Here is a 25,779-nt window from a genome sequence, read left to right as displayed (position 1 = left end):
TACCGTCGGCACATGGCACTCACGAGATCCGAACGAGAAGCGTTTCTGTCCGAACCCCACGTCGCGGCGCTGTCGGTGGAGGCCGAGCCCGGCCGGGCGCCCCTGACCGTCCCGATCTGGTACCACTACGAGCCGGGCGGTCGGCCCTGGCTGCTCACCGGAACCGAGTCGCGCAAACTGCAGCTCATCCGGGCGGCCGGGCGGTTCACACTCATGGTCGACGAGGTGTCGCCGCGGCTGATGTACGTGGCGGTGTCGGGGGATGCGGTCGACCTGGTCGCCGGCACCCGCGCCGACCTGCAGGAGATGGCGTCGCGCTATCTTCCGCCCCAGGCGGTCGAACCCTACGTGGAGATGGCTGAGAAGGACCACGGTCCGCAGACGAAACTGTTCCTCGAGCCGACGCAGTGGGTGTCGCTGGACCTCGGCAGTCTGTGACCGAGTGCCGCTGATCCGGCAGCGAGACGAACCGGCCGCGACCGTCTCGCTACATTGAACGCATGCCGAAGTCGCGTTCCACGTCCGACCAGCCCGACCCCGCGTCCGCCGAATCCGGCATCGAGTCCGATCAGCCCGTCGACGCCGGATCGCGGCAGGCGACGTCATCTAGCGACGTCGAGGAGGTGACCCCCCTCGACGGCAACGAGTTCCTCGAGGCCAACCGCAGCAACCGCGACAAGTACCGCGCGGAGGCCGAGGCCAAGGCGGCGAAAGCAGCCCGCAAGGCCGAGCGTAGGAGTGGCACAACAGGTTCCGGTTCCGGCGGCGACTCGGCACCCGACTCGACCGGGCCGGGTCCGCTGAACTCGGAGGTCACGAGCCCGGACGCGGCGCCGCCGTCCGCCGAGCCCGGTGGCGACGCGGACCGGACCCCGCGCAAGATCGATCCCGCCGCGGACCGCCGCCGTGGCTCGCGGTGGACCGGATGGACAGCGGCGGTCGGTGCCCGGCCCTGGGCCGTGATCGGGCTGATCGTGGCTGTCGTCGTCCTCGCGGCGTCGACCGCAGTACTCGCGGTGGCCTATGTCGACGCCGACGAGCGGGCCGGGACCAGCGCGTCGGCCGGCGCCTCCACATCGCTTCTCGAGACCGCGCGTCGGTACGCGGCCGAGATCTCCACCTACAACTCCGCCGACTATGCCGACCTCGATCGGCGGATCCGAGAGATCTCGACGCCCGCCTTCACCCAGACCTACATCGAGTCGTCGCAGGACGCCCGACGCGGATCGACTGCGGCGGAATCGGTCTCGACGGCGCAGGCCGACAACGCGGGCATCATGTCATTGGACGACGGCAAGGCGGTGGTGCTGGTGACGCTCGACCAGACCCTGAAGTCCCCGCAGACCGCCCAGGAGTTTCCCGACGGATTCCCGTACCAGTCGCGGGTCAAGGTCACTCTCGTCGAGCAGGACGGCCGGTGGCTGATGGACGACTTCGCCGTGCTGTGACACCCCGCCACCTGATCCGAACAACCGCAAAAACCTGGTCCCGAGCTCGAGAGGCCTGTTGGCCCACTGCTCCCTGAGGTGAGAGGAGCGATAGCGACGAGCCTCGAAGACATCCCAGGGGTGCATGGTGTCAAGCGGCGAGGGTGGTGCGGTGGTTCCAGGCGGTGTGTTCGTTGTAGAGGGTGCGGTGGGTGAGGCAGCCGTGGAGGATGCCGATGAGCCGGTTGGCGACTGCACGCAGTGCCTGGCTGTGGGACTTCTTCTGGTCGCGGAGGCTGTCGTAGTAGGAGCGGGCGCCAGGACTACCGGTCAGGGCGCTTTGCGCCATCCGTAGGGCGGCGTCGTTGAGTCGGGTGTTGCGGATATGGCGGGCCAACACGACGTGTCCTTTGCCCGAGGCGATGGTGCGTGGTGAGGTGCCGGCGTAGTTTCTGCGAGACTTGGCAGTGGCATAGCGTTCGGGGTCGTCCCCGAACTCGCCAAGCATCCGGGCGCCGGTGATGTCACCGACTCCGGGCATGGACAGGTAGATCTCGGCGTCGGCGATGCGCTCTAAAAGACTGGGACAGACTGGTTTCGAGTTGACCGATTTGGGTGTTGAGCGCGGCCAGCATTTCCACGGTCGCTGTCACGGTCGCGGCATAGGCTGCGGTGAGCGCCTCGGGTGCACCCAGGTGGCCGCTACCGCGTAGGGCGTGCTGGATGTCGCGGGCACGGGTGTCGATATTGCGTTGGCGGCCGCCCTTTTTCAAGGCCGATCGGATCGCTGCGACCGACAGTGCCGCGCCCTGTCGGGGCGTTGGTGCGCGCCGCAACACCGCCAGGCAGTCTTTGTGGGCGAGGTCGTCGCCGAAGGCATCGACCGCGGCCGGGTAGTAGGCGCCGAGTTGGGAGCGCAACACATTCTGTTGCGCTGAACGCGCCCACACCAGGTTCTGGTGGGTGCGGGCCATCACCGTGATCGCGTCGGCGGCGACGGTGTCGGCGGCGACGAGGCGATGGTTGTGTCGGTCGGTGCGCACCAGATCAGCAAGGGTTTTCGCATCGGCCTTATCGGATTTGGTGCCCCCGACATGGTGGCGGTCGCGATACCGCGACACTGACAACGGGTTGATCGCGAACACCTGATAGCCCGCGGCGGCCAGGGCGGTGACCCACATGCCGTGATCGGTTTCGATACCCACCACCACCTCGGCGGGATCCTGGGCGAACCGGGCGATCAGTTCGTGCATCGCGGTGGCACCGGCAGCGGTTTCGGGTATTCGGCGGGTGGCCAGGGTGGTGCCGTGCTCATCCATCACGCACACGTCGTGATGATCTGAGGCCCAGTCGTTGCCCACAAAGATCATGACAGTCGTTCACCTCGTCTTCGGTCGTCTCGACGATCTCGATGTGAACCTTGCGGGAGTCACCCTGGACGCGGCCTAATGGATCAGTGCTCACCCAGATGTTTCGGGGGCACGACATCCCAGAAGCGTTCGAGCGGGTGATCCCTCCCGGCCGGGCCACGGTCTTCGAGTAGAAATCCGACACCGTTTCAGGGCCTGGCAGTGGTCACCGACCAGGAAGGCTCACACGACCAGCATCCCCTCCAGGACACCGATCCACCCCCATTAGGGCCTGGTGAGGCACGTTGCGATGCCCTTCGTGGCTCGCTTCGCTCGCACCTCAGGGAGCAGGGCTGGCCTCCGGGCGCTCCTCAGGAAGCAGGGGGTCGCTTCGTCCGGATCAGGGACCGGAGTCGAGAGCGTGGACGTGATCGATTCTCAGCCGTGCAGCAGGATGCGCATCGCGAGCGCCTCGATCCGCTCGGGTGAGGGCGGTGGGGACTGGCGGGACAGGTCGGTGACCACGTTGAGCGCCGCATGCACGAGGAACCGGGCCTGGGAGAGCGACAACTCGTCGCGGTCGCGGGTGAGCCAGGTGGCGAACTCGTCGACGGTGATCCGCTGCTGGTTGCGGAGTTCCGCGCGTACCTCCGGGGTCGTGTGCCCGATCTCGGTTTCGTAGATCGCGATCAGATCTGTTGTGCTGGAACTCAACCGGATGTAGGCGGCGAGGATTGCGACGATCGCCTCCCGGGGCGTCGTCGACGCGGCGAGGGCGTCGGCGATCGCCGACGTGACCCGGTCGGTGGCGCGCCAGAACGATGCCTCGAGGATTGCGACCTTGCTGGGGAAGTAGCGATACACACCCGAAGCGGGCAGCTCGGCCGCATGCGCGATGTCCTCGATCGTCACGTCCCGGAACCCGCGAGCGGCGAAGAGTTCGATCGCCTCGGTGAGGATGACCTCGCGCCTGGCTGCGGGCGCGAGGCCGGCGACCGTCGGCGGCTCCGGTTCTGTGGACTCGGGGAGGTCGACGTCGAGCAGGCCGGCCGCGGCGCAGCTCATCAGTGCCGTCGCGTCGCGGGCCGGCAACGCGGCGCGGTGCGTCGTCGGACTCGCCGCGACGCTGATCATCGCGGCCGCCATGAGGTTGGCGTCGACCTCGCCGAGCGACGGCCGCAGCCGACGGGCGGCCGCGCGTACGCGTCGGTGCTGGTGGACGACGACGTCTCGGACGATCGCGGCGTCGGCCGGCTCGAGATACCGAGATTCCCAGCGATACAGCCCCCCGCGGCGCCGGTTGTCGAACGAGGTGGCGGTGATCGCCTCGAGGAGCGCGTGCAGTTCCGCCGGCGTCCCCTCGGGAACGGTGTCGAGGACGTCGCGCAGACCGGTGGCGAGTTCGGCGGTGGTCTCGGCGAACAGTGCGTACTTGTTCGGAAAGTGCCGGTACAGCGCAGGCGTGGAGATGCCGACGGCCTCGGCGATGTCGTCGAGACGCACCGCGTGATATCCGCCGTCGCTGAACGCCTTCGCCGCGGAGTCGACGATCATGCGTCGCCGATCGGCTGGACGGCGACGCCGGGCGTCCGATTCGGGACGCGACGTCTGCGGGCGGGCGGTCATGACGACACAGCCTAACCGGAGACCACGTTCTCGTGACACATTTCGGGCTCTCGGACCAAAACAGCAGTAGAAGCGCTCAATCGCAGCTGATAAGTTAACGAGAATTCTCGTGATCTGCGTCGCACTGTGATAGTAATCTTAGCGATGGCACAGATGTGGGGAGCTGTGTCTATCGAAACCGGCATGAGTGGGGAGAGGTAGTGAGCGACGAGAGCACGCACGGCGGAGTGGTGACGTCCGTGGACGATTCCGGGATCGGGCGGCTGACGATCTCGCGACCCGAACGGATGAACGCCCTCGACGGCGGGGCGCATCAGGCGATCGAGGACACGTTGGCGGAGTGGTCGTCTCGGGACGACGTCCGCGTGGTCGTGATCGACGGCGCGGGCGGCAGTTTCAGCGCCGGTGCCGACGTCCGGGGCTTCGCCGAGAGGTCGACCGAGGGCGGCGCGTCCGGGTTCACCCGCGACCAGGCCCGGCAGATCATCTCCGGGGGCTCCGATCTCCTGCGCGCCGTGCGATCGGTCCCGGTCCCGGTGATCGCCTCCGTCGACGGCGCAGCCGCCGGAATCGGCGCATCGCTCGCGCTCGGTGCCGATCTCATCTACACGACGGCACGGTCGTACTTCCTGCTCGCGTTCGTCAACATCGGTCTGATGCCCGACGGCGCCGCGTCGATGTCGTTCGCCACGGCGGTGGGCCGCGTACGTGCCAACGAGTTGGCGCTGCTCGGCGAGAAGCTCCGAGCGTCGGAGGCTCTCGACGCCGGACTCGTCAACGGGGTCGTCGACGACCGCGCCGCGCTCGACGAGGTGGTCGGCACGGTGGCGCACAAGCTTGCGACCAAGAGCCCCGCCGCGCTACGGCTCACGAAAGCCGCGCTCGATGCCCACACGATGGCCGGGTTCGACGCCGCGATCGAGCGAGAACTCGACGGCCAGACCGAACTGCTCCAGTCCCCGGAGTTCCAGGCGGCGATCACCGCGTTCGCCGGCGCCTCCAAGTGAGCGCTGCGTCGCACCGGACGCACTGCACCACAACCGTTCCCGACCCCACCATCAGAAAGACAACGAGGAGACCGATCGTATGACCGCGACCGTCGACACCTTCAGCGACCTGGCCACCGAGCCACTGCGCTCGCGCCGCAACCACTGGAACAACCAGATCCGCCGGCACGCCTTCATGACCCCGGACAAGCCGGCCCTGAAGTTCTTGGGCAACGTCACCACCTGGAAGGAGCTCGACGAGCGCAGCCGGGCCTTCGCCGCCGCACTGAGCCGACGCGGTGTGCAGTTCGGCGATCGCGTCCTGATCGTCCTGCTCAATCGCTCGGAGTACGTCGAAGCGGTCCTCGGCGCCAACCTGATCGGCGCCATCCCGGTGCCGGTGAACATCCGGATGAGCCCGGCCGAGGTCGCCTTCCTCGTCGACGACAGCGGTGCCAAGGTGATCGTCACCGAGACCCTGCTGGCACCGCTGGCCGACGCCGCGGCCGCCTCCACCGGCGCGATCGAGCACACCATCGTGGTCGGTGGGTCGGACAAGGAGAACCACCTCGACTACGAGTCGCTCGTTGCCGAGGACGCCTCGGATCTCGAGGAGATCGACGTTCCCGAGGAGACCGTCGCGCTGATCATGTACACCTCGGGCACGACCGGAAAGCCCAAGGGCGCCATGCTCACCCACACGAACATGCAGGCGCAGGCCGTCACCTGTCTGCAGGCTCTGCAGACGCGGTCCGACGACATCGGCTCCTGCGTCGCGCCCATGTTCCACATCGCCGGCCTCGGCGCGATGGCGCCGCTGTTCTACATGGGTGCGCTCTCGGTGATCCATCCGCTCGGTGCGTTCGACCCCAACGACATGCTCGACACCATCGAGAAAGAGGGCACCACCTCGATCTTCCTGGTACCCGCGCAGTGGCAGGCCGTCTGCGCCGCGCAGCAGGCCAAACCGCGCGACCTCAAGCTCCGGGTGATCAGCTGGGGTGCCGCCCCGGCGTCGGACACCGTCCTGAATGCGATGAACGAGACCTTCCCCGACGCCCTGAACGTCGCCGTCTTCGGGCAGAGCGAGATGTCGCCGATCACCTGTGTGCTCGAAGGCAAGGACGCCCTGCGCAAGATCGGCTCCATCGGCAAGGTCGTCCCCGCGGTGACCGCGCGCATCGTCGACCCCGAAGGGAATGACGTGGCGCAGGGCGAGGTCGGCGAGATCGTCTACCGGGGACCGAACATGATGAAGGGGTACTGGCAGAACGAGCAGGGCACCGCCGACGCGTTCGCCGGTGGCTGGTTCCACTCCGGCGATCTGGTCCGCGCCGACGAGGAGGGCTTCCTCTATGTCGTCGACCGCGCCAAGGACATGATCATCTCCGGTGGCGAGAACATCTACTGCGCCGAGGTGGAGAACGCGCTCTTCGGTCACCCGAGCATCACCGAGGCGGCGATCATCGGTCGCGCACACGAGAAGTGGGGCGAGGTGCCGGTCGCCGTGGTGGTGCTGGCCGAAGGTGTCGAGGACCTGACCCTTGCCGACCTGGAGCCGTACCTGAACGAGAACCTGGCCCGGTTCAAGCATCCGAAGGACATCGTCATCGTCGACGAACTGCCCCGTAACGCCGGCGGCAAGGTCGTCAAGCCGACCCTGCGTCAGAGCTACGGCAGCAAGGATGCCGGCCTGGCCGACTGAGGCCGCGGTTCACGCCACACCAACACCCTCCGACCTGGGCGCGAGCACTCGCGCCCAGGTCGTTGTGTGCTGGTCGGCGCGCGATGCGTCGGGCATCGACACAAGCAAGAAACACCCACTAGAACACGTTCCAATTTTGTGGTTGAGTGACTACTGTCACGTCATGGCGGCAACCGTCGGAGTGAGTAGGTCCTCCCGGTGTGAGACGTCGCCGGGTTCGAACGGAGGAGTTCAGTGAAGACAAAAGGTGCGCTGCTGCGGGAGCACAACAAGCCGTGGGCGATCGAAGAGATCGAGATCGGCGATCCCAAGGCCCACGAGATCAAGATCAAGATGGAAGCCGCGGGCATGTGCCACTCCGATCATCACCTGATGACCGGTGGCATCCCGATGGCCGGGTTCCCGATCCTGGGTGGCCACGAGGGTGCCGGCGTCGTCGCCGAAATCGGCGAGGGGGTCACCGACTTCGAGGTCGGCGACCACGTCGTGCTGTCGTTCATCCCGTCGTGCGGCAAGTGTCCGTCGTGTCAGTCGGGCATGGCCAACCTGTGCGACTTCGGCGCCATGCTGCTGCAGGGCGAAGCCGTCTCGGACAACACCTTCCGCATCCACACCGCGGACGGCGAGAACGTCTACCCGATGACGCTGCTCGGTACGTTCTCGCCCTACATGGTGGTGCACGAGGCGTCGGCGGTGAAGATCGACAAGGACATCCCGTTCGAGGTCGCCGCACTGTGTGGGTGCGGCATCCCCACCGGTTACGGCTCGTCGACCCGCAGCGGCGACGTCCGGCCGGGTGAAGATGTCGCCATCGTCGGTGTCGGCGGCGTCGGTACCGCGGCGCTCCAGGGCGCGGTGATCTCCGGCGCACGCAACCTGTTCGCGATCGACCCGGTCGAGTGGAAGCGCGAGCAGGCGCTCAAGTTCGGGGCCACGGCGGCGTTCGCGTCGGTCGAGGAGGCCGCCATGGCCATCGCGGAGACCACGCACGGCGGTATGTGCCAGAAGGTGATCGTCACCGTCGGCGAGGTCCACGGCAAGGATGTCGACCTGTGGATGGGGATCACCGCCAAGGGTGGCACCTGTGTGCTGACGGGTATGGGCAACATGCTCGAGAGCGACGTGAATCTCAACCTCGCGATGCTGACCCTGCTGCAGAAGAACCTGCAGGGGTCCATCTTCGGTGGTGCCAACCCGAAGCTCGACATCCCGCAGCTGCTGTCGATGTACAAGATCGGGAAGCTCAACATCGCCGACATGATCACCCGGCAGTACCGCCTGGACCAGATCAACGAGGGTTACCAGGACATGTTGGACGGCAAGAACATCCGCGGTGTCATCCGCTACACCGAAGAGGACTGGTGAGCACCCGGGTAACGTGACCCGATGTGTCTGTCCTTGATTCTCTGACGGAATGGCCCGTCGACCACGTGTCGGCGGCGATCATCACCCGCGACGGGGTCGCCGAGCAGTTCGGCGACCCCGGTCGTGTCTTCGAACTCGCCTCGGTCACCAAGCCGCTGGTGGCCTACGCGGTTCTCGTGGCCGTCGAGGAGGGGGCCGTCGAACTCGACGACCCGGCCGGGCCGCCGGGGTCGACGCTCGCCCACCTGCTCTCGCACGCGTCCGGATTGTCCTACGACACCCGCGAGGTGGAGGCGCCGCCGGGGGAGCAGCGGATCTACTCGAGTTCGGGCTTCGAGGTGGCCTCCGAGACGGTGGCGGATGCCACCGGTATCGAGTTCGGCCGCTATCTCTCCGAAGCCGTCTGCGCGCCACTGGGGATGCCGTCGACCGCGCTCTACGGTCCCGCCGGGCACGCGGCCCGGTCGAGCGTCGCGGATCTGGCGATCTTCGCGCAGGAGTTGTTGTCTCCGCGCCTGCTGGCGCCGGAGACGTTCGGACAGCTGACGTCGGTCCGGTTCCCCGGCCTCGACGGGTTCGTCCCCGGGTTCGGCAAGCATCGCCCCAACGACTGGGGTCTCGGCTTCGAGATCCGCTCGGAGAAGTCGCCGCACTGGACCGGGACGAGAAATTCTCCGCGCACGTTCGGGCACTTCGGACAGGCCGGGACGTTTCTCTGGGTGGACCCGGCGCTCGACGCGGCGTGCGTGGTGTTGACCGATCGGGCCTTCGGGGCGTGGGCCAAGCCGCTGTGGAGCGAGTTCAACGATCGTGTCGTTGATGAACTCTCGTCACAGAACTGAATTTTTCTCGCACCAGAAACTAGCGCAACACGTGCATCATGGGGCACAATCGAGCTTACGAATGTGATATCCGCTGTCGTGAGGTGTGTTGGGGAAGACGTTCCTCGTCGACAACGGAGGTGAACAAGGTGCGCAATCTGAATCAGTTTGCGGACATGACAACAGGAGTGGTGTACATCCACTCGGCGCCGGTGGCGCTGTGCCCGCATGTGGAGTGGGCTCTGTCGTCGACCCTGAATGCGCGCGCCAACCTGAAATGGTCGGCACAGGATGCCGAGCCGGGCATGCAGCGCGCCACTGTCGACTGGGCAGGGCCGGTCGGCACCGCGGCACGTCTGGTGACGGCTCTGCGTGAGTGGTCGGCGCTTCGCTTCGAGGTGACCGAGAACGCGAGCGAGGGCGTCGACGGCGAACGGTTCTGCTACGTCCCGGGTCTCGGCCTCTGGCGGGGCTCCACGAGCGCCAACGGTGACGTCATCATCGGCGAGAACCAGTTGCGCTCGATGATCGAATCACAGCCTGACAGCGCCGGTCTCGCCGGCGAGCTCGAAGGCGCACTCGGAACCGCATGGGACAACGCGCTGGAGCAGTACCGCATGGGCGGCGCGGGCGCCGAGGTGACCTGGCTGCAGCAGCGGGTGGGGTGACCCTTCGAGACGCTTCCTCCGCAGGCTCCGGAAGCTCCTCAGGGAGCGGAATAAAGAAGTGCCCCGGTCCTCGTGGACCGGGGCACTTCTCGTCGTCTGCGAAGATGCGTCAGAGGGGGATGTTCTTGTGGCGTCCGCGACGTGCGGGTGCGGCCGCGAGCGCTTCGGCGATGATGCTGCGTGTCTGCGCCGGGTCGATGATCTCGTCGACGACGCCGATGGACTGGGCCCGGCCGACACCGCCGGCGATCGCCTCGTGCTCGGCGGCGAGGCGATCGTGCAGAGCCTCACGCTCGTCGTCGGGTGCCGCCGCGAGCGCCTTCTTGTGCAGGATGCCCACCGCGGCCTTGGCGCCCATCACGGCCACCTCGGAACCGGGCCAGGCGAACACAGCGGTGGCGCCGAGCGCGCGCGAGTTCATCGCGATGTAGGCGCCGCCGTAGATCTTTCGTGTCACGAGGGTGACCCGGGGGACCGAGCACTCGGCGAACGCGTGGAGGAGCTTGGCGCCGCGTCGGACGACGCCGTTCCACTCCTGGCCGACACCGGGCAGGTAGCCCGGCACGTCGGTGATGACGATGAGCGGGATGCCGAAGGCGTCGCAGAGGCGCACGAACCGCGAGGCCTTCTCGGCACTCTCCGAGTTGAGGCAACCGCCCATGCGCAGCGGGTTGTTCGCGATGACGCCCACGCTGCGGCCGGACAGGCGGCCGAAGCCGACGACGATGTTCGGCGCCCACTTGGCTTGCAGCTCTTCGAAACTCGAGATCTCGGTCTCGCCGTCGGCAGCCACGCCGGAGTCGAGCAACTGCTCGACGACGGGGTGGACGTCGTAGGCGCGCCGATTCGACTCGGGCAGCAGGGCCTTGAGGTCGGTGTCGCCGGCCCGGGCGTGTTCGCGGTCGAAGTGTCCCTGCTGGGTGAACGTCGACACGAGACGCCGTGCGCGCCACAGGGCGTCGGGCTCGGAGTCGGCGACGATGTGACAGACGCCGGACTTCTTGCCGTGGGTGTTCGGTCCGCCCAGCGACTCCATGTCGACCTCTTCGCCGGTGACGCTCTTGACGACGTCGGGCCCGGTCACGAAGACCCGGCCGGCCGGCGCCATGATCACGACATCGGTCAGGGCCGGTCCGTAGGCGGCGCCGCCTGCGGCGAAACCCACGACAACCGAGATCTGCGGGATGTAGCCGGAGGCGCGCACCATGGCCTCGAAGACCTGGCCGACAGCGTGCAACGCCTCGACACCCTCGGCGAGGCGAGCGCCACCCGAGTGCCAGATGCCGATGACCGGCGCCTGCTCGGTGATGGCGGTGTCGATGGCGTTGACGATGTGCGCACACCCCACGACACCCATGGCGCCGCCCATGACGGTGCCGTCGGTGCAATAGGAGACCGTTCGGACCCCGTGGACCAGACCGACGGCGGCCTGGACGCCCGACTTGTCGCGCGGATGGAGCAGCGACATCGTGCCTTCGTCGAAGAAGTTGGTGAGCCGCAACAGGGGGTCGCGGGGATCGGCAGCTTCTTCGCGGCCGGCAACGGGAGCCAAGGTCGTCATCGATGTCTCCTGGGTGTCGGGGGTGTGGCGGGAGTGCTCAGTAGCGACCGAAGGCGAGCGCCACGTTGTGCCCACCGAAACCGAACGAGTTGTTGATCGCGTAGTCGATCTGCCCGTAGCGGGGTTCACCGTGCACGACGTCGATGTCGCATTCCGGGTCCAGGTTCTCGAGGTTGAGGGTCGGCGGGATGACGCCTTCCTCGATGCTCTTGATGGTCAGGACCGATTCGAGCGCGCCGACGGCACCGATGGAGTGTCCGAGGGCGGACTTGGGCGCGTACACCGCGGCGTGCTGGCCGATGGCGGCGAGGATGCCCGCTGCCTCGGCGGTGTCGCCGATGGGGGTCGACGTCGCGTGTGCGTTGATGTGGCTGATGTCGGAGCGCTGCAGACCGGCTGTCTGCAATGCCCGGGTCATGGCCCGCGCGTTGCCCTGTCCACTCGGGTCGGGAGCGACCAGGTGGAAACCGTCGGAGGTGATGCCCGTGCCCAGCAGGCGGGCGTGGATGTGTGCACCGCGTGCTCGAGCGTGTTCTTCGCGTTCGAGGATCAGCATCGCCGAACCCTCACCGAAGACGAAGCCGTCGCGATCCTTGTCGAACGGTCGCGAGGCGGCCGCGGGGTCCTCGTTGCGCGTGCTCATCGCACGCATCATCGAGAACGCGGCGATCGGCACCGCGTCGATGTGTCCCTCGACGCCGCCGGTGACGACCATGTCGGCGTCACCCATGACGATGTGGCGCCAGGCGTGCGCGATGGCCTCGGCACCGGACGAGCAGGCCGAGACCGGGGTGATCACGCCGGCGCGTGCGCCGACGTTGAGTCCCGCGACGGCCGCCGGTCCGTTCGGCATCGCCATCGAGACGGCGAGGGGGGAGACCTTGCGGTAATTGCCGGTGCCCTCCATGGCCTGGACCGCGTCGACCATTGCGTCGGCGCCGCCCTGGCCGGTGCCGATGACGACCGCGAGGCGGTCCTTGTCGACGTCGGGTTCGCCGGCCTGCGCCCAGAGGCGCTTGCTCATGACGTGGGAGATGCGCTCGACATAGGCCATCCGCCGGGATTCGATGCGCGTGACCTCTTCGGCGGGATCCTGGAGCAGACGACCGCCGATGCGCACCGGGAGGTTGTACTTGGTGATGAAGTCGTCGGTCAGCTCACGGATGCCCGATTCGCCGGCCAGCAGGTTCTTCCAGGTCGAGTCGAGATCCCCACCCAACGAGGTGGTGGCCACCATGGAGGTGACCACCACACTCGGGAAGTTCCCACCCAGCGTGGAGTACTCGCGGAGGGAAGAGGGGGTCATCAGGCCTCGTCTGCCTCGACCTGCGCCTTGATGGCAGCTGCGGCCTCGGGGTTCTCGTTCTCGAGCTTCTGGATGTAGGCGACGGCGTCGCCGACGGTGCGCAGGCCGGCCAGATCCTCATCGGGGATCTTCACGCCGTACTTGTCCTCGGTCTGCACCGCGATCTCGACCATGGACAGCGAGTCGATGTCGAGGTCGTCGACGAACGACTTCTCGAGGGTCACCTCGGACGGCTCGATGCCGGTGACTTCCTCGATGATCTCGGCGATGCCGGCAATGAGTTGTTCCTGGGTGGCAGCCACTGTGTGGTTCCCTTTCCGTTTTCCTACGTGGATGTGAGATTTCCGGAGCGCAGCACGGACCGAGCGGTCCGCGCGCTTGGACACGCCGACATCAGAGCCGGCGTTCCGGGGGTCGCGGACTACCCGCGACCGCTATCCAAGTTCGGTGATCTTCGCGATGTCGCCGGGCTCCTTGAGCGCCAGCGCGGGAGTGCCCTTGAGTTCGCGCTTGGCGATACCCACCAGCGTCCCCGCCGGGGGCAGTTCCACCACGGCGTCGGCCGAGTGGTCCCGCAGGTACGCCGAGCAGAGATCCCAGCGGACCGGCTTGGTCACCTGTCCCACCAGTTTTGTCAGCGCATCGGCGCCGTTCGTTACAGGTCGGCCGTCGGAGTTGGACAGCAGGGTCCGGGTGGGGTCGGCGGGCGTGATCTGGGCGGCAGCCGCGGCGACGGCTTCTTGCGCCGGGGCCATGAAGTGCGTGTGGAAGGCGCCGGCGACCGCGAGCTTTCGGATGCGGGCCTTTTCCGGGGGCGCGGCGATGAGTTCGTCGATCTGCGCGACCGCGCCTGCGGCGACGATCTGCCCGGCAGCGTTGCGGTTGGCGGGGACGAGCTCGAGCTCGTCGAGGCGGGCGAGGACGGCAGCCTCGTCGCCACCGAGCACGGCCGCCATGATGGTGGGCTGCAGGGCGCAGGCCTTGGCCATCTCGGCGCCGCGGATCGCGGCCAGCGTGACGGCCTCGTCGGCGGAGATGACGCCGGTGATCGCCGCGGCGGCGAGCTCACCGACCGAATGTCCGGCGACGACGGCGTCGGCGGGCAGTTCGCCGTTCTTGCGCACCTCGTCGTAGGCCAGCAGTGCGGCGACGACAACGAGCGGCTGGGTCACGGCGGTGTCCGTGATCTCCTCCGCCGTCGCGGTGGTGCCGAGGCGTTCGAGGTCCAGACGGGTCTGTTTGGACCACGTGGAGATCTGGTCACGCGCGCCGGGCAGTTCGAGCCACGGGGTCAGCATGCCGGGTGTCTGTGAGCCCTGTCCGGGAGCAAGCATCGAAAGCACGTGACCAGAGAACACCCTTTCCCCTCGGGATGTGGGTGTGGAGAAGCATGAACCTTGTTGCCGCGTTTTGTGGGGTTCCCACAAAGGTGACCTTGGGGTCACCTGGTTCGTCACCAGTCTGAGATTTGTTACCCAACCGTGTTCTCAGGTCTCCTATCAGCACAAACGGTGAATCGGACATGAAACGCCTGTGACCTATGGGGCAGGTGTTGGCGATTTGTGCCGGAAGTGTGTCAGACGACCCACCGTGGACGCGACCCTCAGAACGTAGGCGTCGCGGGGGTTAGTTGGGTCACGTCCTGTGATTTCTGAAATTTTCTTCAGTCGATAACGAACCGTATTTGGATGTATGTACAGAACTCGTGCGCACGACTCGACCGAGCCGCCTGAGTCCAGATACGCGTCGAGGGTGGTGGTCAATGTGGTGCCGCCGTCGGCGAGCGGGTGGACGAGTGACTCGACCAGAGCGGTCATCGCCGACTCGTCGCCGTTGAGTGCGCGCTCGGGCAGGAGTTCGAGACTGTGCACCGGCCGCGGGGCGCTGGGCCAGCCGGCCACCGCCTCGATCCCGGCCATCGCCTCGGTGGCGCTCGAGTGCGCACTGCCGAGATTCGGCATCGTCGGCCCGATCACCACCGGGCCGTCGGCGAAGTGGGAGAGGAGCGCCGAGACGAACCGCTCGGTCGGACGGGCGGGGCCGCTGACGATCGCCACGAGCACCGAACCCTGCACCACCGACAGGGCGGATCGGTCGAACGACTTGGCCGTGTTGTGGATCGCCAGTGGGACCGACACGTTCTGTTCCGGTGGCGGCGTCCCGACTATCACCGTGGCAGGAGCGTCCGAGTCCCAGTTCAGTGCTGCTGCGCGCGAGAGCAATTGGGGGCCGGTGTCACCGCGGACCACGGCGTCGACGACCAGTGCTTCGAGTCGGGAGTCCCACGCGCCGCGCGATTCCGCGGCTGAGGCGTAGATGGAGGCGGCGGCGAAACCGATTTCGCGTCCGTATCGCAGCACGGATTCGGTCAGCGCGCGGAGCTGGGCATCGTTGCGGGCCAGCAGAGGGAGCCATTTCTCGAAGAACTCCATGGCCACGCGGACCATCTCGACGGTCTGCAGCAGGGTGATCCGGCGGGCGAGGTCCTGGGGAACGACCTGGAAGGCCTGAACCGTGAACTTCACGTTGCCCTCGGGGTCCTGAATCCACTCGACGAAGTTCACCACCGCGGTCTGTACGACGAGCTGCACGCTCGCGCGCTGTGCGGCGTCGAGATCGGAGAAGTACGGCAGCTGGTCCTGCATGGAATGGACCGCCTCGGTGGCGAGGCGGCCGCTGTACTGCTTGACCCGCCGCAGCAGCGTGTCGGGGAGCGCGTCGTGCACGGTGGCGGGGGCCGGTACGTGGGCACCCCGCTCACCGAACACGTCCGCGGGTGGGGACTTCCTGTTCACGCGGGCATCGGACACGACCTCAATCTAGACCTTCGGGGCGGCAGGAGTCCCCGGCCGTGGGCGAGACGAGGCCGCGTCCGTCGACGCGATGCTCAGGCGACGCCCGGATCGCTGGTCTGCTCGGGCGCGGCCGAGACGTCGTCGATCCGGTATTTGTCGGCAGCCTGCTTGGCGACCGACATCTCGATGTTGCCGTCCCGTGCGAGCGCCACGAGCACCGCGACCACGATCGACTCCGCGTCGACGTTGAAGAACCGCCGTGCCGCGGGCCGGGTGTCGGAGAACCCGAAGCCGTCCGTACCCAGCGTGAGGTAGGTGCCCGGGAGGTAGGCCCGGATCTGCTCCTGCACGCCGCGCATGTAGTCGCTGACACCGACGAACGGACCGGCGGCGTCGGCGAGCAGCCCGGTCAGGTAGGCCGGGGTCGGCTCGGTCGCCGGATCGCGAAGCGCCTCGCGGTCGGCGCGGATGCCGTCCCGGGCGAGTTCGCTCCAGGAGGTGACCGAGTAGACGTCGGCGCCGACGTTCCATTCCGCTGCGAGCATGTCGGCCGCGCGCAGGGCGTCGGGCATGGTGACGCCGGAGACCAGGATGTTGGCCGGATGTTCCGTGCCCTCGGGCGCCTTCTGGAACCGGTACGCGCCTCGGACGATGCCGGCCGGGTCGAGCCCCTCGGGCTTGGCCGGCTGACTGATCGGCTCGTTGTAGACCGTGAGGTAGTAGAAGACGTTCTCCGGATCGTCCCCGTACATGCGCTCCATGCCGTTCTCGACGATGTGGCCGAGCTCGTAGGCGAAGGCCGGATCGTAGGCGACGACGGCAGGATTGGTGGCCGCCAGCAGCGGGGAGTGCCCGTCGGCGTGCTGGAGTCCCTCGCCGGTCAGCGTGGTGCGGCCCGCGGTCGCGCCGATGACGAAGCCGCGCGCCATCTGATCGGCCGCCGCCCAGAAGCTGTCGCCGGTGCGCTGGAAGCCGAACATCGAGTAGAAGATGTAGAGCGGGATCATCGGCTCGTCGTGCGTCGCGTACGACGTGCCGACCGCGGCGAAGCTGGCCGCCGAGCCGGCCTCATTGATGCCCTCGTGGAGGATCTGGCCCTCCGAGCTCTCCTTGTAGGCGAGCATGAGTTCGGCATCGACCGAGGTGTAGAGCTGTCCGTTGCGGTTGTAGATCTTGAGGGTCGGGAACCAGGAGTCCATCCCGAACGTGCGCGCCTCGTCCGGGATGATCGGCACGATCCGCTTGCCGACTTCCTTGTCGCGCAACAGATCCTTGAAGACGCGGACGAGCGCCATGGTGGTCGCGACCTGCTGCTTGCCGGACCCCTTGGCGGTGGCCTTCAGTGCCGAACTCATGTCGGCCTTCAGGACCTTCGCCGTGGTGCGGCGGCTCGGCAGGAACCCGCCGAGGGTCTTGCGCCGGTCGAGCATGTACTGCAGCTCGGGCGAGTCCTTGCCGGGGTTGTAGTACGGCGGCAGATACGGATCCTTCTCGAGCTGCTCGTCGGTGATCGGGATTCGCGTGCTGTCGCGGAAGGCCTTCAGATCGTCGAGAGTCAGTTTCTTCATCTGGTGCGTCGCGTTGCGACCCTCGAAGTGCTTGCCCAGCGTGTAGCCCTTGATGGTGTGGGCCAGGATCACCGTCGGTTGGCCCTTGTGGGTCATCGCCGAGGCGTAGGCCGCGTGGATCTTGCGGTAGTCGTGACCGCCGCGCTTGAGGTTCCAGATGTCGGCGTCGGAGAGGTCCTTGACGAGTTCCTTGGTGCGCGGGTCGCGGTTGAAGAAGTGCTCGCGGACGAAGGCTCCGTCGTTGGCCTTGTAGGTCTGGAAATCGCCGTCGGGGGTGGTGTTCATCAGATTGACCAGCGCACCATCGCGGTCGGCGTGCAGCAGCGAGTCCCACTCGCGGCCCCAGATCACCTTGATGACGTTCCACCCCGCACCACGGAAGAACGACTCGAGTTCCTGGATGATCTTGCCGTTGCCACGAACCGGTCCGTCGAGGCGCTGCAGGTTGCAGTTGATGACGAACGTCAGGTTGTCCAGGCCCTCGGTCGCCGCGAAGCTGGCGAAGCCGCGCGACTCCGGCTCGTCCATCTCGCCGTCGCCGAGAAACGCCCACACGTGCTGGTCGGACGTGTCCTTGATCCCGCGGTCGTGCAGGTAGTGGTTGAACCGTGCCTGGTAGATGGCGTTCATGGGACCGATGCCCATCGACACCGTCGGGAACTCCCAGAAGTCGGGCATCAGCCGGGGGTGCGGGTACGACGGCAGGCCGCCGCCCTCACCGGCGTGGCTGTGCTCCTGGCGGAACCCGTCCATGCGGGCCTCGTCGATCCGGCCCTCGAGATAGGCGCGGGCGTAGATGCCCGGGGAGGCGTGGCCCTGGATGAAGATGTGGTCGCCGCCGCCGGAGTGGTCCTTGCCGCGGAAGAAGTGGTTGAAGCCGACCTCGTACAGCGACGCCGACGAGGCATACGTGGAGATGTGGCCGCCCACACCGACGCCCGGCCGCTGGGCGCGATGCACCATGATCGCGGCGTTCCAGCGGATCATCTGGCGGAAGCGGCGTTCGATGTCCTCGTCGCCGGGGAACCAGGGCTCGGCCTCGGTGGGGATGGTGTTGACATAGTCGGTGGAGGTGAGCGCGGGGATCGACACGCGCTTCTCGCCGGCCCGTTCGAGGAGTCGCAGCATCAGGTACCGGGCGCGACCGGGGCCGGCGGCATCGAGGAGCGCGTCGAACGAGTCGAGCCATTCGTCGGTCTCGTCGGGATCGATGTCGGGCAGATAGGACGCGACTCCTTCGCGGATGACCCGGACTCGTTGTCCGGCGGCGCGTCCGTTCGAGCGGGGGCCGGTGTTCCCGGCTTGTTCGCTCGGCGAGACGTCCTGTGTCGCATGGTCCATCTGGTTGGTCACGGTGATGCCTACTCCCTCTGACAGGCCGGACTCGGGGTGGTGGTCCGACTGCATGGCGTCGGGCACCGCGCTCCGATGTTGTGCGGTGCCTCCCTTCATCGTGCCCCATGTGGGGTGGCTTGGCACCGGGTGGATCCTTGTCGGGTGTCGCGATCGCCGGGATGCGGTAGCGTCCAGAAACGGTTACTGACCAGTAGGGGGAGTGAATGCCGGATCGAGGAGCGGTGGCGGCCGCGAGCCACCGCGGCCGTGTCGTCCGGTCGACGATCGCAGCCACGATCGCACTCGGGGCCGCGCTGACGGGTGCATGCGCCACCACGGTCGGCGGCGCGGGCGCCCCTGCGCCGGGCGAGGTCGCCGTCTACCGGTCCGAGCTGTCGGCCTCGGCGGCCGCCGAGGTGCGGGCCGAGGGTGTCGAGCTGTGCCGCGAGTCGATGGCGTCGATGGTCGTGATGGTCCGCGGGTTCAACGCCTTCGTCGCCCGGCTGAACGTCGCACAGTCGTATCCCGGCGTCGGCGATCTCGACGAGAAGGCGCGGGCCAGTCTGATCGCCGGTGCCGATCAGATCCGACCCAAGATCACCGCGACCGCCCCGGTCGACGTCTCGACGCCGGCGCGGACCTTCCTCGAGTCGACCGCGAGGCTGGAGAATGCCATCCGTCGTGAACTGAGTACCGGCCTGAATCCGGTGTCGGGGCAGTGGTCCCGTGACAAGCAGCGGCTGCTCGACGTGTGCGGCGGCTACACGCCGCTGCCGGCAACATCGTCGGCCACCCCGCGCTCGTCCGCCCCCTCGACGAGGTCGGCTCGCCCGGGCGGTTAGCGTCGCCCCGCTCGGGGTAGGCACAGGCCGATCGCGAAACGCCCGAAATCCCTGACGGCGTTCGGCTTGCAATGTGAGGCTTTAGGCTGTTGCCTATGCTGACAGGCGAACGGCGTGCGGAAGCGTACGCGGATTCGGCACAGACGACACACACAACGATCCACACATCTTCAGGAGGTCACGCGCGGTGGTAGCCGCCACAGACGGTAGCAACGCCCAGAAACTGGGCTTGACCGCAGGCTTGGTCGTGCAGGAACTCGGCTGGGACGAGGACACCGACGACGAACTGCGCGCTGACATCGAGGACGCGATCGACGCCGAGATGGTCGACGAGGATGCCGACGACGTCGTCGACGTCGTGGTCCTCTGGTGGCGCGACGGTGATGGTGACCTCGTCGACGCCCTGATGGACGCCATCGGTCCGCTCGCCGAAGACGGTTTCGTGTGGGTGCTCTCGCCGAAGACGGGCCAACCCGGCTACGTCGATCCGAGCGAGATCGCCGAAGCGGCCCCGACGGCGGGGCTCACGCAGACCTCGGCCATCAGTCTCGGTGACTGGTCGGCGGCCCGGTTGGTCCAGCCCAAGGCCCGCGCGGGCAAGAAAGCATGAGCGGTGCTCTGCCTTCTGCGCCCCTGACCGTCGGCGACCGGGCACCGGACTTCGCCCTTCGCGACCAGAACAATCAGCTCGTGTCGCTCTCGGCACTGCGAGCCGATCGCAATGTGCTCGTGGTGTTCTTCCCGCTCGCGTTCACCGGCACCTGCCAGGGCGAGTTGGGCTACATCCGCGACCAGCAACCGCGCTTCGAGAACGACGACGTGACGACGGTGACGGTATCGGTCGGTCCCTCGCCCACCCACAAGGTGTGGTCCGCAGCGCAGGGATTCCTGTTCCCGCTGCTGTCGGACTTCTGGCCGCACGGTGACACCGCGCGTGCCTACGGCGTCTTCAACGAGGATCGCGGTTATGCCAATCGTGGAACCTTCCTCGTCGACAGGGACGGCGTGATCGTCTTCGCCGGCATGGTCGGTCCGGGCGAGGTGCGCGAGAACGCCGTCTGGGACAAGGCTCTCGGCGTCATCGCCTGACCGGGCCCTCGGTCATCCACGCGAGCCGTTGCCAGACGGCCCCCATCTCCGGTCGTCTGTCGGGATCGAGATCGAGCATGTGACCGAGCAACTCGACGAGTTCGTCGGGCACATGGCCGCGCGCACCGGCACCGGACGACATCGGTCTGATCGACGTCGGGCGACCGCGAGTGCGGAGTCGCCCGATGCCCCGCTCCGACCACGGCGGGATCGCGCCGTACGGTCGCCGCGACGTCAACACCTCGAAGAGCGTGACGCCGAGGGCGAAGACGTCCGCGGCGGGACCCAGAGCGACGCCGACGGCCTGCTCGGGCGGTAGATACCCGCGCGTTCCAGAGCCGTCCCGTCGCTCGCCGGGGCGGCCGAGGATCCCGAGGTCGATCAGGATCGCCTACCCGCCGTGGATGATGACGTTCGACGGTTTCACATCCAGGCGGATCCAGTTGTGACTGTGCAGATGGTGAAGTGCCGCCGACAACTGCACACCCAGCTGCAGCACATCGTGGGTGCTGAGCGGACCGTTCTCGATCGCTGCGTCGAGGGTGGCGCCGGGGATGGTCTGCATCGTGAAACCCACCAGGCCCGATTCGTCCGGCGGCAGCATCCCGTAGCCGCGCACCTGATGCGGGTGAGCGAGATCGGCGAGCACGTGTCCCTCGCGGCGGACGGACTCCGCGACCTCCTCGTCGTGACGCCGATGCCTGCGGATGACCTTGAGGATGCACCGTGTGCGACGTCCGGTGTCGAAGGCGTCCCAGTCGTGACCGTTCCGCCGGTGGTCCCGAGCGGAACGGTTCTCCCTCTCATGGGCGTCGATGAGGTCTCCGTGAGCAGCGCATGAGGGATCTTTCATCGACGTCTGTGGGTGTCGTCCGGGAATGTCGAGTGGCATCGTGGGGGTGCAAATCCGGTTGCCGCCGGGAGTATTCGACGCTTTGATGTGAGAGCCCGCGAGCCGGGCGCTCACGAAAGGAAACCCCATGCCGACCATGGCGTCGCCCAAGGTGCTCAATTACGCATCGCACGTGGACGACAACACCCTGACCCAGGCGGCCCAGACCGCCCGGATGCCGTTCGTACATCCGCACATCGCCCTGATGCCCGACGCACACTTCGGGAAGGGTTCTGCGGTGGGCACGGTCATCCCGACGACCGGCGCGGTGATCCCGGCCGCCGTCGGCGTCGACATCGGCTGCGGAATGATCGCGGTGCAGACGCGACTGCGCGCCGAGGACATCGACGGGATGGATCTCGGCCGACTGCGGGCGAAGATCGAGGACGCGATCCCACTGTCGCCCGGCAACTACAATCGTGGGATCGACCGTTTCGCGTTCACCCGGGCACGGATCGACTCGCTCGACGAGCAGGCGACGAACGACGGTGTGCACCTGTCGCATTCACCGAAGTGGCGGGAGCAGCTGGGCTCGCTCGGCGGAGGCAACCACTTCATCGAGCTGTGCCTCGACGAGGGGGACGTGGTGTGGCTGTTCCTGCATTCGGGTTCCCGGGGTGTCGGCAACAAGATCGCGCAGAAGCACATCAAGATCGCCCAGCGGCTGTGCCGCCAGTGGTGGATCAAGCTGCCGAACGCCGACCTCGCCTACCTGCCGCAGGGGGCCCCGGAACTGACGGCGTACCTGCGGGATCTGTCCTGGGCCCAGCGGTTCGCGTTCGAGAACCGGGCCGAGATGATGGATCGTTTCGTCGCGGTGTTCGCGGAGTGGTTCGGCGACGACGTCTCCGGTGGACTCGACGACCGGTCTGAGTCGCTGGAGGTGGACCGGATCAACTGCCACCACAACTACACCGTGCGGGAAACGCACGCGGGCAAGGATGTGTGGCTCACCCGGAAGGGAGCGATCGACGCCCACGAGGGCGTCCGTGGTGTCATCCCGGGGTCGATGGGAACCCGGTCGTATGTGGTGCGGGGCAAGGGAAATCCGGCCGGGTTGTGCTCGGCGCCGCACGGTGCCGGCCGCCGGTACTCTCGGAGTGAGGCGCGGCGGCGTTTCACTGCCGACGATCTCGCCGCCCGGATGGCGGGGATCGAGTACCGGCACGGTGACGAGTGGGTCGACGAGATCCCCGATGCGTACAAGGACATCGATCAGGTGATGGCCGACGCTGCCGATCTCGTGGACATCGAGCACACCCTGCGGCAGATCCTCAACGTCAAGGGGACGTGACCTACCGGCGCCGGACCACGAACAGGACGAATCCCGAAGGCGCCGAGCGCCTTCGGGATTCGCCTGACACCGCCGGCGAGGAGGTTCGGTGGCCGGCGGTGTTGCTCACTTGCCGGTCAGCTTGTCCTTGATGTTCGACGCGGCGTCCTTCACGTTCTCCACCCCGTCCTTGACGGCAGCGGAGAGCTGATCGCCCTTGCCCTCGCTCTTGAGCTGGTCGTCACCGGTGACGTCCCCCGCGGCCTCCTTGGCCTTGCCCGAGAGATCTTCGGCCTTGTTGCCGACCTTGTCGCTGAATCCCATTTCTATGCTCCTTCTTCTCATTTGAGACGGCGGCCCCCGATGAGCCGTCCGTCGAGTTCACGGGTCCAGGGTCACCGATCGAGATGGACGAAAGCCTGGACGTGCACGCCGGACTCGCCGAGTGCCCTCCGGATCGCGGCGACGGCGTCGGCGACGGGTGCGGTGACCTCGTCGAAGCCCCGGTTGGGCTTCGCCGAGACCTCGAGTCTGATGATGCTGCGTGACCGGTCGTCGATCGCCTTTGCCGTCACCTTCTGGAACAACGGGTTGCCCGCCAGTTCCTCTGCGGCCGCGTTGGCGATCAACTTCGGTGCGACGGTGAGGGTTCCGGTCTGGTCGGAGCCGTCGAGCAGGGCGTCGTCGACCGCTCGGGGTCGTATGTTGGTGGCCAGCAACAGCAGACCCCAGCCGAGGGCGATCACGGTGACCCCGACCAGCACCCAGATCCACCAGGACGCCTGGGCTGCATCGAGAGCGGCGCGCTCGTCGAGACGGTCGACCCACCCGGCCACCGGCTCGGCGTCGACGCGCCAGGCCACGGCCCCGGCGCCGACGACGATGAGCAGCAGGGCGACGAGCCCGACCGACAGTCGGTGTGCGGTTGCGGGAAGACGGTTCATCGGACGCTCCTCGTTCCGCGCTCACGCAGCCGTACGACGACTCGCGGCGGCGATTGCAGATCGGCGGCCACCGAGTCGACGGTGGTCTCGATGAGTGCGCGGTCGGCGACCTGTGTCCGCACGCCGACCGTGCAGGTCATCTTGCGACGGGTCACCACCGTGTCGGCGTCGAGTACGCCGGGAAGGTCGGAGACAGCGGCGCTGCACCGTCTCGCGACATCACCGGGACGCGTCCACATCCCGTCTCCGCCGGCGAGTTCGAGATGTGTCCGGCGTCGTGGCTTGATCGCGATCCACACCAGGATCAGGCCCAGGAGGATCGCCCCGACGGCGGCGGGCCACATCCAGTTCTGCCACTGCAGGTCGGCGATCCACTCGGCGGCGGTGACCGACCACGCGCGACCGTCCAGCCAGTTGGCGTTGACGGCGATGTCTCGCACGGACACCGCGCCCAGTGCGATGAACGCGAGCCCCAGTGCGGCGCCGGCGATCGCGGCGCCGGGCAGGGCCGCGGGCGGAAAGACGTGCCCGGGTTCGCCGGTCCGCTCGCTGTCGAGCGTGGCGCGATCGGGTGCGACTTCGGCGTGAGTTGTCATCGTCGTGCCCCCGTCTCGGTGCTGATGGTCGGAGTGAAGGCCGCGGTGTCGTGCGGCGGATCTGCCGCGTCCGGTGCGTCCGACGGCGGGTTCGCCTGCGGCACGTCGGGCTGCATGTCCTCGCGGACCGGCGGGAGGTCGACGTACCCCCGTTGCCGGCGTCGGATGGCCTGCCGTGGCTCGAACTTGGACACCGTCACGTCGACGCGCAGTGGGACGACCCCGGTGAGGCGCTCGACCTCGGCGGCGACGTGATCGCGGGTGCGGCGCGACACCTCGGCTACTGCACACGGCCACTCGAGTGCGAGGGAGAGCGTGATCCGGGTGCCGCCGGCATGAATGCTCGCCGTGGGCAGGCTGGACCGCTCGCCGACCGGCCCCAGGACCGAGCCGACGCCGCCGCGATGGCGGACGACGCCCGGGATGTCGAGAGCCGCACGGGCCGCGACCTTTTCGAGGACGCGGTCGGCGATGGTGAGCGTCCCGGGTGGCGAGACGCCCCCGGACGGGCCGCCGCCCGGCGCGGGCCCGCCGGTGTGCTGCTCAGCCACGACCCCGGCTCCGCAGGAGCGCGCCCAGGTCGATGGCGCCGTCCCGGTTGAGACCCAGCACCAGTCCCGCGGCTCCGAGCACGACGGCCAGCAGGAAGCCCGCCAACCCACCGGCGACGGCGGCCAGAGCCAGGAGGAGCCCCACGAACAGGCCCACGACTGCGTTGTTCATTCCGCTTCCCCTTCATTCGGACTCGGCTTCGAGCTCACGCTGATGTCCGCCACGGTCACCGAGACCGGTCTCGCGGCAACCGTCTCGGCGGTGTCGCGCACCTTCGCGGCCACGCTCTGGAGGTCGTGCGCCGCATCGACGACGATGTGGACCTCACCGCTGTCCTCGGCCAGGGACACACCCGGGACCCGATGTCCGGGAAGATAAGTGGCGATCTCGCCGAACAGTCCACTGTGTAGGTCGTGCACACCCGGGACCGCGAGTACGGCGGCAGCGAGGCGATCTGCCAGTGCGCCGCCCTCCTCCGTCCGCGCGTCCGGGTGGTCCGACGTCATCACTGGACCCGCGGGGTGGTGTTCGACTCCTGCTCGTCGTCGCCGAACGCGATGTCGTGGACGGTCACGTTGACCTCGGTCACCTCGAGGCCGGTCATCTGCTCGATCGCGCTGATCACGTTGCGTCGGATGGCTGCTGCGAGCTGATGGATCGCCACGCCGTACTCGGCCACGATCGAGACGTCGACGGCGGCCTGACGCTCACCGACCTCGACCTCGATTCCCTGGGTTGTGCTCACCGTCGTGCCCGGCAGGACGTCGCGGACCCGGCCCACCACGCGCTCGGTGGTGCCGCCCAGGTCGTGGACCCCGTCGATCTCCCGAGCTGCGATCCCGGCGACCTTCGCGACGACGATGTCGGCGATGGAGGTGCGTCCGCGGTCGCCGGTCGACTCACGGCGGGCGAGTGCACGCCCTGCAGCAGCGTCGGTACGCGACGCGTCGACAGCGGCGTCCTCGTGTGTGGCGTCCTTGGTGGTGGTGGCGCTTGCGGACATGTCGAACTCCTTCGGTCGTCGTGTCTTCTTCGTAGACGGACCGCGTTCGGATGATGCGTTATCGCAAAGGCTGTTC

Annotated in this window: 25 protein-coding genes and 2 pseudogenes; 11 read left to right on the top strand and 16 right to left on the bottom strand. The window is 67.5% G+C overall.

The window, feature by feature from the left end:
* Nucleotides 1-12: 12 nt before the first annotated feature.
* Nucleotides 13-438: a pyridoxamine 5'-phosphate oxidase family protein gene (locus tag MHN80_RS09660; RefSeq protein WP_064570603.1), complete on the top strand. Its 426-nt coding sequence runs from the start codon at nucleotides 13-15 to the stop codon at nucleotides 436-438.
* A gap of 62 nt (nucleotides 439-500) precedes the next feature.
* Nucleotides 501-1,448: a hypothetical protein gene (locus tag MHN80_RS09655; protein ID WP_239401166.1), complete on the top strand. Its 948-nt coding sequence runs from the start codon at nucleotides 501-503 to the stop codon at nucleotides 1,446-1,448.
* Between the two features lie 130 nt (nucleotides 1,449-1,578).
* Here MHN80_RS09655 and MHN80_RS09650 read toward each other — a convergent pair.
* Nucleotides 1,579-2,797 (bottom strand): annotated as a pseudogene (locus MHN80_RS09650) (IS110 family transposase).
* A 417-nt stretch (nucleotides 2,798-3,214) separates the two neighbouring features.
* Nucleotides 3,215-4,402, bottom strand: a complete 1,188-nt coding sequence (locus MHN80_RS09645) for a TetR/AcrR family transcriptional regulator (RefSeq protein ID WP_239401164.1) — start codon at nucleotides 4,400-4,402, stop codon at nucleotides 3,215-3,217.
* Between the two features lie 200 nt (nucleotides 4,403-4,602).
* On the opposite strand from MHN80_RS09645, the gene MHN80_RS09640 reads away from it, so the two are divergent.
* The 5 genes from MHN80_RS09640 to MHN80_RS09620 all read left to right on the top strand — a co-directional run bounded on the left by MHN80_RS09640 (nucleotide 4,603) and on the right by MHN80_RS09620 (nucleotide 9,947).
* The gene (locus MHN80_RS09640) at nucleotides 4,603-5,409 is read left to right on the top strand and encodes an enoyl-CoA hydratase-related protein (RefSeq protein WP_101819388.1); all 807 of its coding nucleotides are present in this window, start codon (nucleotides 4,603-4,605) and stop codon (nucleotides 5,407-5,409) included.
* Nucleotides 5,410-5,488: 79 nt separating this feature from the next.
* The gene (gene fadD5 / locus MHN80_RS09635; protein ID WP_239401162.1) at nucleotides 5,489-7,093 is read left to right on the top strand and encodes a fatty-acid--CoA ligase FadD5; all 1,605 of its coding nucleotides are present in this window, start codon (nucleotides 5,489-5,491) and stop codon (nucleotides 7,091-7,093) included.
* A 234-nt stretch (nucleotides 7,094-7,327) separates the two neighbouring features.
* A complete protein-coding gene (locus MHN80_RS09630) occupies nucleotides 7,328-8,458 on the top strand; it encodes an NDMA-dependent alcohol dehydrogenase (protein ID WP_004022989.1) in 1,131 nt (376 codons plus the stop codon).
* A 23-nt stretch (nucleotides 8,459-8,481) separates the two neighbouring features.
* On the top strand, nucleotides 8,482-9,300 hold the full coding sequence (locus tag MHN80_RS09625) for a serine hydrolase (RefSeq protein ID WP_239401160.1): 819 nt from the start codon (nucleotides 8,482-8,484) through the stop codon (nucleotides 9,298-9,300).
* Nucleotides 9,301-9,428: 128 nt separating this feature from the next.
* A complete protein-coding gene (locus MHN80_RS09620; protein WP_004022987.1) occupies nucleotides 9,429-9,947 on the top strand; it encodes a DUF3145 domain-containing protein in 519 nt (172 codons plus the stop codon).
* Nucleotides 9,948-10,056: 109 nt separating this feature from the next.
* On the opposite strand, the gene MHN80_RS09615 is transcribed toward MHN80_RS09620, so the two are convergent.
* The 6 genes from MHN80_RS09615 to aceE form a co-directional block, all read right to left on the bottom strand.
* On the bottom strand, nucleotides 10,057-11,508 hold the full coding sequence (locus MHN80_RS09615) for an acyl-CoA carboxylase subunit beta (protein WP_101819391.1): 1,452 nt from the start codon (nucleotides 11,506-11,508) through the stop codon (nucleotides 10,057-10,059).
* Between the two features lie 37 nt (nucleotides 11,509-11,545).
* On the bottom strand, nucleotides 11,546-12,814 hold the full coding sequence (locus MHN80_RS09610) for a KasA/KasB family beta-ketoacyl-ACP synthase (protein WP_004022985.1): 1,269 nt from the start codon (nucleotides 12,812-12,814) through the stop codon (nucleotides 11,546-11,548).
* Nucleotides 12,814-13,116: a meromycolate extension acyl carrier protein AcpM gene (gene acpM, locus MHN80_RS09605; RefSeq protein ID WP_004022984.1), complete on the bottom strand. Its 303-nt coding sequence runs from the start codon at nucleotides 13,114-13,116 to the stop codon at nucleotides 12,814-12,816. Before acpM ends, MHN80_RS09610 begins: the two co-directional genes overlap by 1 nt.
* 132 nt (nucleotides 13,117-13,248) lie before the next feature.
* Complete coding sequence (locus tag MHN80_RS09600; protein WP_239401158.1) at nucleotides 13,249-14,157, bottom strand: ACP S-malonyltransferase; 909 nt, start codon at nucleotides 14,155-14,157, stop codon at nucleotides 13,249-13,251.
* Between the two features lie 195 nt (nucleotides 14,158-14,352).
* Nucleotides 14,353-15,624, bottom strand: a complete 1,272-nt coding sequence (locus MHN80_RS09595) for a CdaR family transcriptional regulator (RefSeq protein WP_101819394.1) — start codon at nucleotides 15,622-15,624, stop codon at nucleotides 14,353-14,355.
* Between the two features lie 77 nt (nucleotides 15,625-15,701).
* Nucleotides 15,702-18,584: a pyruvate dehydrogenase (acetyl-transferring), homodimeric type gene (aceE, locus tag MHN80_RS09590; RefSeq protein ID WP_275447596.1), complete on the bottom strand. Its 2,883-nt coding sequence runs from the start codon at nucleotides 18,582-18,584 to the stop codon at nucleotides 15,702-15,704.
* 152 nt (nucleotides 18,585-18,736) lie between these two features.
* Between aceE and MHN80_RS09585 the strand changes: the two genes are divergently transcribed.
* The 3 genes from MHN80_RS09585 to MHN80_RS09575 all read left to right on the top strand — a co-directional run bounded on the left by MHN80_RS09585 (nucleotide 18,737) and on the right by MHN80_RS09575 (nucleotide 20,443).
* On the top strand, nucleotides 18,737-19,354 hold the full coding sequence (locus MHN80_RS09585; protein WP_239401156.1) for a hypothetical protein: 618 nt from the start codon (nucleotides 18,737-18,739) through the stop codon (nucleotides 19,352-19,354).
* A 187-nt stretch (nucleotides 19,355-19,541) separates the two neighbouring features.
* Nucleotides 19,542-19,964: a DUF3052 domain-containing protein gene (locus tag MHN80_RS09580; protein ID WP_004022979.1), complete on the top strand. Its 423-nt coding sequence runs from the start codon at nucleotides 19,542-19,544 to the stop codon at nucleotides 19,962-19,964.
* Entirely contained in the window at nucleotides 19,961-20,443 is a 483-nt protein-coding gene (locus tag MHN80_RS09575; RefSeq protein ID WP_239401154.1) for a peroxiredoxin, read from the top strand. Before MHN80_RS09580 ends, MHN80_RS09575 begins: the two co-directional genes overlap by 4 nt.
* Here MHN80_RS09575 and MHN80_RS09570 read toward each other — a convergent pair.
* A pseudogene (locus MHN80_RS09570) lies at nucleotides 20,433-21,296 on the bottom strand (serine/threonine-protein kinase). The gene MHN80_RS09575 and the pseudogene MHN80_RS09570 overlap by 11 nt on opposite strands.
* A 127-nt stretch (nucleotides 21,297-21,423) precedes the next feature.
* On the opposite strand from MHN80_RS09570, the gene MHN80_RS09565 reads away from it, so the two are divergent.
* Nucleotides 21,424-22,629: an RtcB family protein gene (locus MHN80_RS09565; RefSeq protein ID WP_239401152.1), complete on the top strand. Its 1,206-nt coding sequence runs from the start codon at nucleotides 21,424-21,426 to the stop codon at nucleotides 22,627-22,629.
* Between the two features lie 105 nt (nucleotides 22,630-22,734).
* On the opposite strand, the gene MHN80_RS09560 is transcribed toward MHN80_RS09565, so the two are convergent.
* The 7 genes from MHN80_RS09560 to MHN80_RS09530 form a co-directional block, all read right to left on the bottom strand.
* Nucleotides 22,735-22,932: a CsbD family protein gene (locus tag MHN80_RS09560; RefSeq protein ID WP_058252045.1), complete on the bottom strand. Its 198-nt coding sequence runs from the start codon at nucleotides 22,930-22,932 to the stop codon at nucleotides 22,735-22,737.
* 71 nt (nucleotides 22,933-23,003) lie between these two features.
* A complete protein-coding gene (locus MHN80_RS09555) occupies nucleotides 23,004-23,552 on the bottom strand; it encodes a hypothetical protein (RefSeq protein ID WP_239401150.1) in 549 nt (182 codons plus the stop codon).
* On the bottom strand, nucleotides 23,549-24,148 hold the full coding sequence (locus MHN80_RS09550; RefSeq protein ID WP_239401148.1) for a DUF6286 domain-containing protein: 600 nt from the start codon (nucleotides 24,146-24,148) through the stop codon (nucleotides 23,549-23,551). The genes MHN80_RS09555 and MHN80_RS09550 overlap by 4 nt, the downstream gene beginning before the upstream one ends.
* Entirely contained in the window at nucleotides 24,145-24,699 is a 555-nt protein-coding gene (locus MHN80_RS09545) for an Asp23/Gls24 family envelope stress response protein (RefSeq protein WP_239401146.1), read from the bottom strand. Before MHN80_RS09545 ends, MHN80_RS09550 begins: the two co-directional genes overlap by 4 nt.
* Nucleotides 24,692-24,871, bottom strand: a complete 180-nt coding sequence (locus tag MHN80_RS09540) for a hypothetical protein (protein ID WP_004022968.1) — start codon at nucleotides 24,869-24,871, stop codon at nucleotides 24,692-24,694. The genes MHN80_RS09545 and MHN80_RS09540 overlap by 8 nt, the downstream gene beginning before the upstream one ends.
* Nucleotides 24,868-25,206, bottom strand: a complete 339-nt coding sequence (locus MHN80_RS09535; RefSeq protein ID WP_239401144.1) for a hypothetical protein — start codon at nucleotides 25,204-25,206, stop codon at nucleotides 24,868-24,870. The genes MHN80_RS09540 and MHN80_RS09535 overlap by 4 nt, the downstream gene beginning before the upstream one ends.
* Complete coding sequence (locus MHN80_RS09530; RefSeq protein ID WP_004022966.1) at nucleotides 25,206-25,703, bottom strand: Asp23/Gls24 family envelope stress response protein; 498 nt, start codon at nucleotides 25,701-25,703, stop codon at nucleotides 25,206-25,208. Before MHN80_RS09530 ends, MHN80_RS09535 begins: the two co-directional genes overlap by 1 nt.
* Nucleotides 25,704-25,779 lie beyond the last annotated feature (76 nt).

The sequence above is a fragment of the Gordonia sp. McavH-238-E genome, assembly GCF_022348225.1.
Taxonomy (GTDB): domain Bacteria; phylum Actinomycetota; class Actinomycetes; order Mycobacteriales; family Mycobacteriaceae; genus Gordonia; species Gordonia terrae.
This window is presented reverse-complemented; position numbering and strand designations above follow the sequence as displayed.